This window comes from Roseixanthobacter liquoris (assembly GCF_043195135.2).
Classification (GTDB): domain Bacteria; phylum Pseudomonadota; class Alphaproteobacteria; order Rhizobiales; family Xanthobacteraceae; genus NCEH01.
Genome location: NZ_CM195537.1, coordinates 632678 through 645937 on the forward strand (window position 1 = coordinate 632678; position 13260 = coordinate 645937).

General features: G+C 65.1%; 13 protein-coding genes. 6 read left to right on the plus strand and 7 right to left on the minus strand.

The annotated features are described in order from the left end of the window. Positions 1-140: 140 nt before the first annotated feature. The 6 genes from V5F84_RS02800 to V5F84_RS02825 all read left to right on the plus strand — a co-directional run bounded on the left by V5F84_RS02800 (position 141) and on the right by V5F84_RS02825 (position 4690). Complete coding sequence (locus V5F84_RS02800; protein WP_394043325.1) at positions 141-659, plus strand: hypothetical protein; 519 nt, start codon at positions 141-143, stop codon at positions 657-659. Between the two features lie 383 nt (positions 660-1042). Continuing rightward, a complete protein-coding gene (locus tag V5F84_RS02805; RefSeq protein ID WP_394043326.1) occupies positions 1043-1543 on the plus strand; it encodes a Fur family transcriptional regulator in 501 nt (166 codons plus the stop codon). A 132-nt stretch (positions 1544-1675) separates the two neighbouring features. Continuing rightward, positions 1676-2956 (plus strand): flavodoxin-dependent (E)-4-hydroxy-3-methylbut-2-enyl-diphosphate synthase, encoded by a 1281-nt coding sequence (ispG, locus tag V5F84_RS02810; protein WP_394043327.1) that lies wholly within the window; start codon positions 1676-1678, stop codon positions 2954-2956. Positions 2957-3108: 152 nt separating this feature from the next. Next, positions 3109-3363 (plus strand): hypothetical protein, encoded by a 255-nt coding sequence (locus V5F84_RS02815; protein ID WP_394043328.1) that lies wholly within the window; start codon positions 3109-3111, stop codon positions 3361-3363. Then, positions 3360-3914 (plus strand): dCTP deaminase, encoded by a 555-nt coding sequence (gene dcd, locus V5F84_RS02820; RefSeq protein WP_394043329.1) that lies wholly within the window; start codon positions 3360-3362, stop codon positions 3912-3914. The genes V5F84_RS02815 and dcd overlap by 4 nt, the downstream gene beginning before the upstream one ends. Positions 3915-4081: 167 nt before the next feature. Continuing rightward, positions 4082-4690, plus strand: coding sequence for a YceI family protein (locus V5F84_RS02825; protein WP_394043330.1), 609 nt, complete (start codon positions 4082-4084; stop codon positions 4688-4690). Positions 4691-4771: 81 nt separating this feature from the next. On the opposite strand, the gene V5F84_RS02830 is transcribed toward V5F84_RS02825, so the two are convergent. The 7 genes from V5F84_RS02830 to V5F84_RS02860 all read right to left on the minus strand — a co-directional run bounded on the left by V5F84_RS02830 (position 4772) and on the right by V5F84_RS02860 (position 13260). Continuing rightward, complete coding sequence (locus tag V5F84_RS02830; protein ID WP_394043331.1) at positions 4772-5224, minus strand: hypothetical protein; 453 nt, start codon at positions 5222-5224, stop codon at positions 4772-4774. A gap of 12 nt (positions 5225-5236) precedes the next feature. Further along, a complete protein-coding gene (locus V5F84_RS02835; RefSeq protein ID WP_394043353.1) occupies positions 5237-6484 on the minus strand; it encodes a phenylacetate--CoA ligase family protein in 1248 nt (415 codons plus the stop codon). Positions 6485-6722: 238 nt separating this feature from the next. Beyond that, positions 6723-7562 carry an ABC transporter ATP-binding protein gene (locus V5F84_RS02840; protein WP_394043332.1) on the minus strand — a complete coding sequence of 280 codons (840 nt, stop codon included), beginning with the start codon at positions 7560-7562 and terminating at the stop codon, positions 6723-6725. 140 nt (positions 7563-7702) lie between these two features. After that, positions 7703-8923: an ABC transporter substrate-binding protein gene (locus V5F84_RS02845; protein WP_394043354.1), complete on the minus strand. Its 1221-nt coding sequence runs from the start codon at positions 8921-8923 to the stop codon at positions 7703-7705. A 138-nt stretch (positions 8924-9061) separates the two neighbouring features. Continuing rightward, positions 9062-10132 (minus strand): branched-chain amino acid ABC transporter permease, encoded by a 1071-nt coding sequence (locus V5F84_RS02850; protein WP_394043333.1) that lies wholly within the window; start codon positions 10130-10132, stop codon positions 9062-9064. A gap of 4 nt (positions 10133-10136) precedes the next feature. Further along, complete coding sequence (locus V5F84_RS02855; RefSeq protein ID WP_394043334.1) at positions 10137-11030, minus strand: branched-chain amino acid ABC transporter permease; 894 nt, start codon at positions 11028-11030, stop codon at positions 10137-10139. A 271-nt stretch (positions 11031-11301) separates the two neighbouring features. Continuing rightward, positions 11302-13260: a long-chain fatty acid--CoA ligase gene (locus V5F84_RS02860; protein WP_394043335.1), complete on the minus strand. Its 1959-nt coding sequence runs from the start codon at positions 13258-13260 to the stop codon at positions 11302-11304.

Here is a 13260-nt window from a genome sequence, read left to right on the forward strand (position 1 = left end):
GCGCCCCGGCACCGGCGAACGTGCCGCGCCGCGGCAGAAATCTGCGCGATTCAAGCCTGTTAGCTGTTGCGCGGTGTCATGACGGCGCGGCACAGGCGTGCCAAGGTCGGGCCATCGCGTCTGTGAGAGGAGCTTCGGCCATGGCCCATACCAGAAAGAACGAGCGCCGCGTGCTGTCGGAGGGCGAACTGGACTTCGTGGACAAGGCCCGCCATCCCGCCCTTGCCGAGATGCCCCATGCCGAGCTTCACGCGCTCATCGGCCATCTGCGGGAGCGGCGCGACCGGGCGCAGACCATCGCCAATGGCCAGCGCCGGGCCTTGCGCGGCAAGGGGCCGGGCGATGTGCGCTACGACAAGGCCGATCTCGGCAATCGCCAGAAGGCCGCGGTGCTCACCGACGCGCTCACCCGCGCCCGCCGCGAGATGACCCGCCGCAACGAGAAGGCGGCCCGCGAAGAGCTGATGGCCAATGCCCGCCACGCCTGGGCGCTGAAGCAGGCGGCCGGCGGCCCGCAGCATCCCGACGGCGGCCCCACCGCCAATGAGGGCATGCGCGCCAAGGCCCGCCAGCGGGTGGATTCGCTCGCCCGTCCGGCGGAAGCCGGCCGCGTGACGAAATTCGTCGCCACCGCCCAGGCGAAAAAGGACAATCGCTGAGGCGTCCCCCGCCCTCCGCCGGACCACAGGTTCGGCGGAGCGGCGCAAATGCGCCCTTTGCGATCAAAATGTTTCACGTGAAACAATGGCTTGGCGCAGACGAACAGGGGTTTCGTGGCGCTGTACCGCGCCTTTCCGGGTGAAGAAACCGCCATTTCGGACGAAGCTTCGCCGTTGAATTTCGGCAAGCGGCGACGGCCGCCGCCGCTCCCCGGCCGGCGGGTTCGTCCGGCGGAGACATCGGTGCGATGGGCGGGCGTGCGCATTGGGACGGCGCGCCCATGGAAAAGCGCGTCCGGCATTGCTACATTGTTTCATCGGATGCCGCCCGAAGGGCGCCTCCACCTGCGGCCCGGCTTTTGCCGCCGGCCGCCGAAGCCAGGATGCAGGTCGAAATCCAGATGCCCGGTTCCGCCGCCCCGCCGCTCCATCACCACGACCATGCCGCCTGCGTCTTGGGCGCGCTGGCGCGGATCGAGCATTTGTGCGCGCAGAAGGGCATGCGCCTCACGCCGCTGCGCCGGCGGGTGATGGAGGCGCTGGCGCAGAGCCATGTGCCGCTCGGCGCCTATGAGCTGGTGGACCGGCTCGGCGCGGCGGGCGAGCGGCCGCCGCCCATGTCGGTCTATCGCGTGCTCGATTTCCTGGTGACCGAGGGGCTCGCCCATCGCATCGAGAGCCGCAACGCATTCCTGGCCTGCGGCCATGAGCACGACAAGGACGAGGTGATCGTCTTCCTCATCTGCGAGCAATGCGGCGACACGCGCGAGGTGCGCTCCCATGCGGTGGGGCGCGATCTTTCCTGGGCCGCGCGGGCGGAAGGCTTCGAGCCGCGCCAGCGGGTGCTGGAGATCGCCGGCAATTGCGCACGTTGCCGCGAGTGAGGATGCGCCCGCCGCGCGAAACATTGACGCTCGCCCGCGCGCGGCCTACCTCCTAGCCAGATCGCGCCTCCCAGCAGATCGCGCCGCCGACCTGCGGGACGGGGGTGCCGCCGCCCATCACAGGATGCTCCCATGACGCAGCAGCCCGTCGTGCCCACCGAATTGCTGGAAGCCGGCCCGGCCTTGCGCCGCACCACCGTGGGCGTGCCCGTGGGCAAGGTGATGGTGGGCGGCAACGCGCCGGTGGTGGTCCAGTCCATGACCAATACCGACACCGCCGACATCGACGGGACCGTGCGCCAGGTGGCCGCGCTCGCCCGTGCCGGCTCGGAGATCGTGCGCATCACGGTGGACCGGGACGAGGCCGCCGCCGCCGTGCCGCGCATCAAGGACCGGCTGCTGAAGATGGGCGTGGACGCCCCGCTGGTGGGCGATTTCCATTATATCGGCCACAAGCTGCTGGCCGACCATCCCGCCTGCGCCGAGGCGCTGGACAAATACCGCATCAATCCCGGCAACGTGGGCTTCGGCGACAAGAAGGACCGGCAGTTCGCCGCCATCGTCGAAACCGCCATCAAATACGACAAGCCGGTGCGCATCGGCGCCAATTGGGGCTCGCTGGACAGCGAATTGCTGACCGCCCTCATGGATGAGAACGCCAAGCTCGACCGCCCGGCGGAAGCCCGCGCCGTGACGCGCGAGGCGCTGGTGCGCTCGGCCCTGCTCTCGGCGCAGCTCGCCGAGGACATCGGTTTGCCGCGCAACCGCATCATCCTCTCCGCCAAGGTCTCGGCGGTGCAGGACCTGATCGCCGTCTATACCGAGCTCTCCCGCCGCGCGGATTATGCCCTGCATCTCGGCCTCACCGAGGCGGGCATGGGCTCCAAGGGCATCGTCGCTTCCACGGCCGCCATGGGCGTGGTGCTCCAGGCCGGCATCGGCGACACCATCCGCGTGTCGCTGACCCCGGAGCCGAACGGCGACCGCACCCGCGAGGTGCAGGTGGCGCAGGAAATCTTGCAGACCATGGGCCTGCGCACCTTCGTGCCGCTGGTGGCCGCCTGCCCCGGCTGCGGGCGCACCACCAGCACCGTGTTCCAGGAACTGGCGCAGAGCGTGCAGGACATGATCCGCGAGCGCATGCCGGAATGGAAGAAGTCCTATCCCGGCGTCGAGGCGCTCAATGTGGCGGTGATGGGCTGCATCGTGAACGGTCCCGGCGAGAGCAAGCATGCCGACATCGGCATCTCGCTGCCCGGCACCGGGGAGACCCCCTCCGCCCCCATCTTCATGGACGGCAAGAAGGTCGCGACCCTGCGCGGCCCCAACATCCAGAGCGAATTCCGCGCGATGGTGGAGGATTACGTCGCCAAGCGCTACGGGGTGCTTGGGGCGGAGGCGTTAGCTGAGTGAGGGTTTGTCAAGGGAAAATTTCACTTGCTCACTCGGAACCAAATATGTTCCCTGTATGTTCTGGAATCAATGCGATGCGACCCGAATAATTATGTGCATTATATCTTTACACATTGAGTCGCAGCATCATTTTGCGCGTCATGGAGGGTAGCATGCAGCTGAATGTTGATGTCGTAGGTGAGGGGCTGCACCCAAGTGAAAAGGTTGTGCTTGTAGATACCAAGACCGGTCCAGAGGAATTGGTTCTGCATGTTGCTTCTGTTAGGCATAATTTGATTGACGTTGGGTGGCCTGTCGGGCAGGATGGGGAGTATTTGTTAGTGGAGTTGCCGCGTCAGACCGCCCGAGGTATATCAAGGGTATGGGTTCGGCGCGATCTAGTATCAAATAGCGAGCAGGCTGCATGATCCTTACGGATCGAGAAATTAAAAACTCTTTAGCTTCTGGCCTTATCGATATTTCACCGAGGCCAGAAGCTGATGCGTATGATTCGACGAGTGTCGATCTCACCTTAGATGCCAACATTCGTGAGTTTAACGAAACAAATACTGGTCTTAGCGTTGCAATAGATCCCGGTTCTCCTGGCTTTAAGGCTAGGGATTTACTTTCTAATATTACTTCGTCTAAATTATTATACGAAGATCAGTATAAACTTATACCCAAAAAGCTCATTCTCGCCTGGACCAGAGAGCGGGTGCATCTGAAGAGCTTGGGTAGAGTCGCCGCTCGCGTGGAGGGCAAGAGCTCTTTAGCGAGAATGGGGCTAGCTATACACGTGACAGCGCCCACAATTCATTCTGGGTTCGAGGGTACAATTCAATTGGAAATAATAAATCATGGGCCGCTTCCTATCATTTTGCGCCCAGGAATGCATATTTGCCAATTGATACTTGGGGCAACTACCGGGATGCCTGATAAGGCCTATAAAGGTCAGTTTCTTGGGCAGGGTACCACCTAAGCCATTCTTATCCCACCTTATGCCGATCTCGTTGGTCTTGGCGTTGAGCCATAGGGTTATTCCTGCCCGGTTCACGAATCCTTCATTTGAACTCGCAGGTGCCGCAACGTAGCGTCGTCCATTCCTGGCGTCGGCCGGCAGGCCGCGCCCCCATGGGACATCTCAGCATGAAATTTGCGCGCCTCTCCGCCGCCGTGTTCTGCCTCGCCCTGCTCGCGCTGCCCGCGCGCGCCCAGGATGCCGGCACCAGCGATCCCGGCGCGGTGAAGGCCGGCACCTATGTGCTGGACCCCGGCCACAGCCGCGTGACCTGGAGCGTGACCCATCTCGGCTTTTCCACCTATAGCGGCCTGCTCCCCGCCGCCGAGGGCACGCTGGTGCTCGACCCCGCCGCGCCGGAGAAGAGCACGCTCGCCGTGACCCTGCACACCGGCAAGGTCGGCACGCTCGACCCGGCGCTGGACAAGCATCTGAAGAGCGCGGAATTCTTCAATGTGGAGAAATTCCCCACCGCCACCTTCAAGGCGACGCGGATCGTCGCCACCGGCAAGACCGCGAAGATCACCGGCGATCTCACCCTGCTCGGCGTGACCAAGCCCATCACGCTGGACGCCACCTTCAACCAGGCCGGCACCAACCCCCTGGACAAGACCTATTCGCTCGGCTTCGACGCGAAGGCGGTCATCAAGCGCTCCGACTTCGGCATGAAGACCTATGTGCCGGCGGTGAGCGACGAAGTGACCTTGCAGATCGAGACCGAGCTGAAGGCGAAATAGCCGCCGCGCTCCGCAACCCGACTAAAAGAATGCCTCCGCAGCTTGGCTGCGGAGGCTCATTGCAGCGCGCTTGGCAGCTCCCTACGCTGGCCTGGACAGCGTGAAGTTGTTTTCAAACTCCAGAAAAACCCTGGAAATTTCGTTGATTCGCCAGTAACGGAGATGCGCGGTTTTCGCTGTCGGAGCATCGTGGCGCGCGTTGCTGTCGCAGAGATCCCGCGGAACGATAAAAATTCGCCGCGATTGAGCTTCCGGACATTTGAGTATCACCATTGCCAGCCAGTCAAATTCGTCTGTTTCTTTGTACTCAAGATATGCTGATTTATTACTGAACGTACGAGCCTTAACAGAAATTCTAACAGGCTGCGCTCGCTCGCGAGGCTGAGCGATAACGTCATAATGGGGCCAGTTGTCCGGAGCCTTCAAAGCCGGAACACCCGCGAGAGTCAGTTCTGCGGCAACGAGCATCTCGCATGCGTCACTCATTTGCTTGGTCGTATATGGGCGGATACCTGAGGCGCTCAAATAATTCATAACCTGCCCCCCTCACCCCACCTGGCGCCGGTCCTCGATGGTCTTGGCGTCCGCCGGCAAGGTCCCCGGCGCGAGCAGGGCGAGGCGGCCGCGCAGCTTGGTGGTGGCGCGCAGATCCTCCAGCACGGCGTCCTGGGACAGCACCGCGGCATCCGCCACTTCCACTTCCAGCAGCATGTCGTCGCTGTCGCCGGCGCGGTCCACCACCAGGCGGGCGCGCCCGATGGCGGGATGCTTCTTCACCGCCGCGCTCACCTGCACCGGATGCACGAACATGCCGCGGATCTTCGTCACCTGGTCCGCCCGGCCGAGCCAGCCGCGCAGGCGCGTGTTGGTGCGCCCGCACGGGCTGATGCCGGGCAGCACGGCGGACAGATCGCCGGTGGCGAAGCGGATCAGGGGATAGTCGCTCTCCAGCAGCGTCACCACCACTTCGCCCACCTCGCCCTCGTTCTCCACCGGGTCGGGCGTGCCGGGGCGCAGGATTTCGATGATCAGGTCCTCGTCGGCGATCAGCCCCTCTTCCGCCTCGCTCTCATAGGCCACGAGGCCGAGGTCGGCGGTGCCGTAGCATTGGCGCGCGGCGATGCCGGCGGCCTTCAGCTCCGCCCGCTGGCTGGGCAGAAAGGCTTCGCCGGAGACCAGCGCCTTCTTCAGCGAGGAAATGTCGATGCCCCCCTCGCGCGCCTTGTCCACCAGGATCTTGAGGAAGGAGGGGGTGCCGCCATAGCCGTCGGGCCGGATATCGGCGATGGCGCGCAATTGCAGGTCGGTCTGGCCCACCCCGCCCGGCACCACCGCGCAGCCCAGCGCATGGGCGCCGCTCTCCACCATCGAGCCGGCGGGGGTGAGGTGGTAGGAAAAGCAATTGTGCACGATCTCCCCGGCCCGGAAGCCGGCGGCGAACAGGGCGCGGGCGAAGCGCCAGTAGTTCGGCCGCCGCCCCTCGGGATCATAGATCGGCCCCGGCGACATGAAGATGCGCGCCATCTGCCCCGGCGCGGCGCCGTTGAGCCCGCCGAACGGCAGGCTTTTCGGCTGGATCTCCAGGAGGTCGAACTTGCGCGTGACCGGCAATTGGGCGAGGGCGGCCCGGCTGGTGACGGCGTTCGGATCCACGTCCTTCAGGAGCGCGCCGAAATAGGCCGAGCGGGTCTTCGCCGTCGCCACCTGCGCGGCCAGCGCCTCCATGAGGACGGCCTCGCGCACGTGCGGGTCGCGGGTTTCGGCGGCGTCGTAATGGCGGGTGCGGTCGTTCATCTGGGCCTCGTCATCTCGTATCGTCGCCACAAGCACTTCCTCGCATCCCGGACGCAGGCGGCGTCAGCGCACTGCGCGCCGGGATCCGGCGCGAGGGCTGGCGCATCAGCGCCCCGTCTCGCGGCGCGCGCCGCGTATCGCCTGCTGCGCAGAGACCGCGCGCTGGGTCCCGGCGCGGCGCTCCGGCTGCGCCGTCGCTGGTCCGGGACACGCGTGCGCGCCAATGGCGCGAGGCTGGCTAGAGCCACCTTTTCCTGCGCTTGAACGATTTCAGGTTCTTGAAGGATTTGCGTTCCTCTCCGCCGCCCTGGCCGAGATAGAATTCCTTCACGTCCTCGTTGTTCGCGAGCTGCTCGGCGGTGCCGTCCAGCACGATCTTGCCCTGCTCCATGATGTAGCCGAAATCCGCCACGGAGAGCGCCACGCGGGCGTTCTGCTCCACCAGGAGGATGGTGACGCCAAGATCCCGGTTGAGCTGCTTGATGATGGAGAACACCTCCTTCACCATCAGAGGCGAGAGCCCCATGGAGGGCTCGTCCATCAGGATCAGCTTGGGGCGCGCCATCATGGCCCGGCCGATGGCCAGCATCTGCTGCTCGCCGCCGGAGAGATAGCCGGCGAGCCCGGTGCGCTCCTTCAGCCGCGGGAAATAGCCGTACACGCGCTCGATATCGGCCTTCACCTCGTTGTCCTTGCGGGTGAAGGCGCCGAGCCGCAGGTTTTCCAGCACCGTCATGTCCGAGATGATGCGGCGGCCCTCCATCACCTGGAAGATGCCGCGCCGCACGATCTTGTCCGGCTCGATGCCGTTGAGCCGCTCGCCGAGGAAGGTCACGTCGCCGCGCGTGATCTCGCCGTCCTCGGTCTTCAGCAGGCCGGAGATGGCCTTCAGCGTGGTGGACTTGCCGGCGCCGTTGGAGCCGAGCAAAGCCACGATCTTGCCCTCCGGCACTTTCAGCGACAGGCCGCGCAGCACCAGGATGACGTCGTTATAGACCACCTCGATATTGTTCACCGCCAGCATGGGCGCCGGCGCGGCCTCGGGGCGGGGTTCGAGCTTCAAAGCGGCGTTGGACATGGGTCAGGTCCCGGGCGCAGAACCCTCTCCCGCTTGCGGGGGAGGGCAGGGAGGGGGAATGCCGGGAGGCGGCCCGTGCGGCCCCCTCCCCAACCCTCCCCCGTGAGCGGGAGAGGGCGCGCGTTGCGCAGGCCGTCAGATCACCAGCCGAGCAGCTCGGTCTTGCGCGGCAGGTTGATGGTGGTGACCTTCTCCAGCTTGATGGCGCCGCTCTTCACGAGGTCCGAGACGCTGCCTTCCGTCGCCCCGGAGACCACGGCGCGATAGAGATCGACCGTGGTGGTGGGGCGATGGTCGCTGGCGGTCCAGGTGGAGGGATTGCACACGCCGTCCGTGCCCTTGGGCACCCAATTGGCCTTCTGGTACATGCCGTCGCGGATCTTCGGGCCGGTGATGCCGCCGTTCTTGTCGGCCCATTCCATGGCTTCCTTCATGTACATGACGGTGCAGATGGCGGCCATGTAATGCACCGGGCGATAGGTGGCGCCGCTCGGGTCGGACATCTTGGAAATGTCCTTGAAGGTTGAAAGGCCGGGCGCTTCCCCGGTCCAGGTCACGGCGGTGCGCACCGGGAAGATGACGCCGTTGGCGGCGCTGCCGGCCGCCTTCATGGCGTTCTCGTCCATGCCCCACACATTGCCGAAGAACTGCACCTTCACGCCCGCGGTCTCGCACGCCTTCAGCACCGAGATGTTGGAGCCGGCGGTGTTGCCGAGATAGGCGTAATTGGCGCCGGACTGCTTCAGCGTCAGGCACTGGGCGGTGTAGTCGCCGGGGGTGAGGGCGAAGGTGATGGGGTCCAGCACCTCGAAGCCGAGTTCCTTGGCATAGGCTTCCGCCGCCGCCTTGGGCGAATTGGGGAAGGGATGGTTGGCGCCCATGTGCACCCATTTGGGCTTGCCCTGGCCGCCCTTCTTCTTCCAATCCTCGGCGGCCCACTGCACCTCGGCGCGGGCGGCGTCGGAATAGGACGGGCCGTAGAAGAAATTATACGGCGCGGCGCGCTCGCTCCTGGGGCCGCCCTTGCCGGTGGGGTCGGTCAGGGTCGCGGCATAGGAGCCGGAATAATAGGGAATCTCTTCCTTGGTCACCATGGCGACCAGCGCCTCGGTATCGGCCGTGCCCCAGCCCTGGATGGCGACCACCTTGTCGTTGCCGACCCATTTCTTGAACGCCGCGAGCGCGCGCGGCACCTGGTAGCCGTATTCGGTGAAGTCGGAATTGATCGGCTTGCCGTTCACGCCGCCGGTCTTGTTGATATAGGCGATGGCGTCTTGCACGCCCTGGCCATAGGGCGTGCCCACGTCCGAGGTGCCGCCGGAATAATCGGCGAGATGGCCGATATTGATGGACTGGGCCATGGCCGGCACGGCCGCCGAGAGGGCGAGCAGGCTGGCGAAGGTGGTGACGATCCGTTTCATGCGTGTCTCCTGGGGTTGGGGTGTCCGCGTTTCCTGGTGCGGCCGGCGCTCTTTGGTGGTGCCGGTCCGCCGTCGTGATCAGAACGAGAAGGGGTAGAGCTTCCAATAGGCCTTGATCTGCTTCCAGCGGTGGGCGAGCCCGTCCGGCTCGAAGATCAGGAACAGGATGATGGTGGCGCCGATCAGCATCTCGCGCATGTAGGTGATGCCGTCCTTCAGATGCAGCGCCTTGTCGATGGCGCTGCCCTGGAGCACGCCGGCGAGCGCGCCGGTCAGCTCCGGCAGGAGCACCATGAAGATGGTGCCCAGCAGCGAGCCCATGATGGAGCCGAGCCCGCCGATGATGATCATCGCCAGGAACTGGATGGAGAACAAAATGTCCAATCCCTCCACCGACATGTAGCCGATGTAGTGCGCATAGAGCGCGCCGCCGATGCCGGCGTAGAAGGAGGAGATGCCGAACGCCATGGTGCGGTATTTGGCGAGGTTCACGCCCATCATCTCGGCCGAGAGATAATGGTCGCGCACCGCGATCAGCGCCCGCCCGTCGCGGGTGCGCATGAGATTGGCGGCGAACAGATACATCACCACCACGAACACCAGCACCACGTAGAAATAGCGCCGGTCGCCGGACATGTCGAAGCCGAGGAGGGTGAACGGCGCCGCCACCGCGCCCGACGAGCCGCCGGTGAACCAGGCCGCTCGCACGAAGAAGTCCTGGAGGATGAACTGGGCGGCCAGCGTCGCGATGGCGAGATAGAGCCCCTTCACCCGCGTCGCCGGCAGGCCGAACAAAAGGCCGACCGCCGTGGTCCACAGCCCCGCCAGCACGATGGCGATGGGCACCGGCACGCCGTGTTCGGCAAGATAAGCGGAGGCAAAGCCGCCGAAGCCGAAGAATACCGCGTGGCCGATGGAGATCTGGCCCGAGAAGCCGACCAATATGTTCAGTCCCAGCGCGGCGATGCCGAGATAGCCGATCTGGATCATCAGGCTCAGCAGATAATTGCTGAGGAACAGCGGCGCCAGCGCCAGCAGGACGATGCCGCCGACGATGAAGGCGAAGGTCAATCGCGTGTCGAAGATGGTCTGGTCGGCGCGGTAGCTGGTGCGATAATCGCCGCACGGGCGCATGGTGTCGATGGCCATGGCTTTAGACCCTCTCGATATCGCGGGTGCCGAACAGGCCGTAAGGCTTGATCATGAGGATGATGATGAGGACGTAGAAGGGCACGATTTCATACAGGTTCCCCCAGTGCAGGAACTGGCTGTCGAAATAATGCGCGATGTTTTCCAAGAGCCCGATGATGAGCCCGCCCACCACCGCGCCGAACACCGAATCGAGCCCGCCGAGGATCACCGCCGGGAACACCTTGATGCCGAAGAACGAGAGCGCGGAGGACACGCCGTTGACGATGCCCACCACCACGCCCGCGACCGCCGATACCGCCGCCGAGATGCCCCAGGAGAGGGCGAACATCTGGCGCACCGAGATGCCGAGCGATTGCGCCACCTGCTGGTTGAAGGCGGTGGCCCGCATGGCGAGGCCGATCTTGGAATATTTGAAGAACCAGGCGAAGCCGGCCATGATCAGCACGCTGACGCCGGTGGACATCAGATAGGCGCTCTGCACTTGGAGCCCGAATATATCCACCTTGCTCACGGCGAAGATCGGCGGGAACGGCTGGGCGAACGTGCCGAACATCCATTTCATCAGCGCCTGGAAGAAGATGGAGAGGCCGATGGTGACCATGATCACCGAGATCACCGGCTCGCCGATGAGCGGCCGCAGCACCAGCATCTGCAAGGCCAGGCCGAACAGCATCATGAAGGCGAGCGAGATCAGGAAGCCCCAGACGAACGGGATCTGCCAATAGGTCAGCAGCCACCAGCAGGCCCAGGCGCCGATCAGCAGGAACTCGCCCTGGGCGAAGTTCACCACCTGCGAGGCCTTGTAGATGAGCACGAAGCACATGCCCACCACGCCATAGAGCGTGCCGATGATCAGGCCGTTGATGCACAATTGGATGAAGAGCTGAAGGGTCATTGTTGCGCCGCCGCAAAGGCCCTCTCCCGCTGGCGGGGGAGGGTTGGGAGGGGGAAGGACGCGGAAGAGCGAGCGGCGCTCGGGGCAGAGGCCGGCGAGGGCCCCCTCCCCAACCCTCCCCCGCAAGCGGGAGAGGGAGTTATGCCGCGCTGGACTGAGCGCTGCCGTCGGATGCGCTCAAGCTCCCTCCCCCCTTGCGGGGGAGGGTTGGGGTGGGGGGTATGGCGCCGCCTGGGGTTGGGCGTTGCGCTGCGGGGCGTGGCCGTCTTCATCACGCCGCCCTCTTCTTGCTCGCACCGGCGGCGGGCGGCGCGAGCTTCAGGTCGATGACCTTGAGCGTCGTGCGGATGCGCTGCTTGGTGCCGTCCTGGAACGCGATGGTGGTGTCCACGTCGATGGTGGGGTCGCCGCGATACATGGCGTCGATGATCTCGCCATAGCGCTCGTTGATGACCCCGCGCCGCACCTTGCGGGTGCGCGTCAGCTCGCCGTCGTCGGCGTCCAATTCCTTGTAGAGCAGCAGGAATTTCGAGATGCGCTGCTTCTCGGGCAAGGTCTTGTTCACCTGCTCCACCTCGCGGCGCAGCATGTCCGTCACCTCCTGCTTGGCCGAGAGGTCGGTATAGGTGGTGAACGAGATGCGGTTCTTCTCCGCCCATTTGGACACGATGGGGAAGCGGATGCAGATCATGGCGGCGAGATGCTCGCGCCCGTCGCCGAGGATCACGGCTTCCGCCACATAGGGCGAGAATTTCAGCTTGTTCTCGATATATTGCGGCGAGAAGCGGTCGCCATGGGCGGTCTGCGCCATGTCGCGCACCCGGTCGATCACCACCAGATGGCCGCGCGGATTGACGAAGCCGGCATCCCCCGTGCGCATCCAGCCGCCGTCCACGAACGACTTCGCGCTTTCTTCCGGGTTGTTGTAATAGCCGGTGAACGTATTGCCGTGGCGCGTGACGATCTCGCCGAGCCCGTTGGGATCGGGATCGTTGATGCGGATCTCCACGCCGTTCATCGGCACGCCGACCGTGTCGAAATCCACGTCATTGGCGGTGTGGATGGTATAGGCGCCGAGCAGTTCCGTCTGGCCATAGAGCTGGCGCATGGGCACGCCGAGCGCGAGGAAGAAGCGGAACGTATCCGGCCCCAGCGCCGCCCCGCCGGTGGCGGCGGATTTCAGGTGCGAGAAGCCGAGCCGGTCGCGCAGCGCCCGGAACAGGATGAAGTCTGCCAGCTTGGAGCGCTGCCCGCGATCGAGCGCCGCAAGGCCGAGCTTCATGCCGAAGTCGAACATGGCCCGCTTGAGGAAGGACGCGTCCATCATGCGCGCCCGCACGTCGGCGGCGATCTGCTCCCACACGCGCGGGGCGAACAGCACGAAGGTGGGGCCGATCTCCCGCATGTCGGCCATGGTGGTTTCCGGCTCCTCGACGAAGTTCACCTTCATGCGGGAGAGCAGGGCCTGACCGAAGGCGTAGATCTGCTCCATGATCCAGGGCATCTGGAGCACGGAGACATATTCGTCGTCCGGCCCGCGCATGTCGGCGGCGAGATAGGCCGCGCAATGGCGCAGCACGGCGCCGCCCGTGAGCATGGCGAGCTTGGGGTGGGAGGTGGTGCCCGAGGTGGTGCACAGGATCGCCACGTCGGCGCCGGAGCCCTGCGCGACCAGCCGCGGGTAGGCCTCCGGCTCGGCCGCCGCGCGCGCCGCGCCGCGGGCTTCGAGGTCCGCCAGGGAAACCAGGCGGGCGTCCTCATATTTGCGCAGCCCGCGCGGGTCGGCATAGATGATGTGCCGCACCGTGGGGATGCGGTCTTCCAGCTGGAGCAGCTTGTCCACCTGCTCCTCGTCCTCGGCGAAGAGGACCGCCACGTCCGCATAGGTGACGAGATAGGCCACCTCGTCCGCCAGCGCGTCGCGATAGATGCCGAGCGATTGCCCGCCGACCGCGTGGATGGCGATCTCGCCCATCAGCCATTCCGGGCGATTGTCGCCGAGCAGCGAGATCACGTCGCCGCGCGCAACCCCGAGGTCGAGCAGGCCGAGCGCCATGTTCTGGACGCGCGTGTTCACCTGCTGCCAGGTATAGGCGTTCCAGATGCCGAGGTCTTTCTCGCGCAGCCAGGTATCGGCCGGGTGCTGGCGCGCATTGAGCGCGAGCAGCTTGGGAAACGTGTCGTAGATCGCCACGTCGGGCAAGGCGGAGGCGGGGCTGTTCACGCTCAT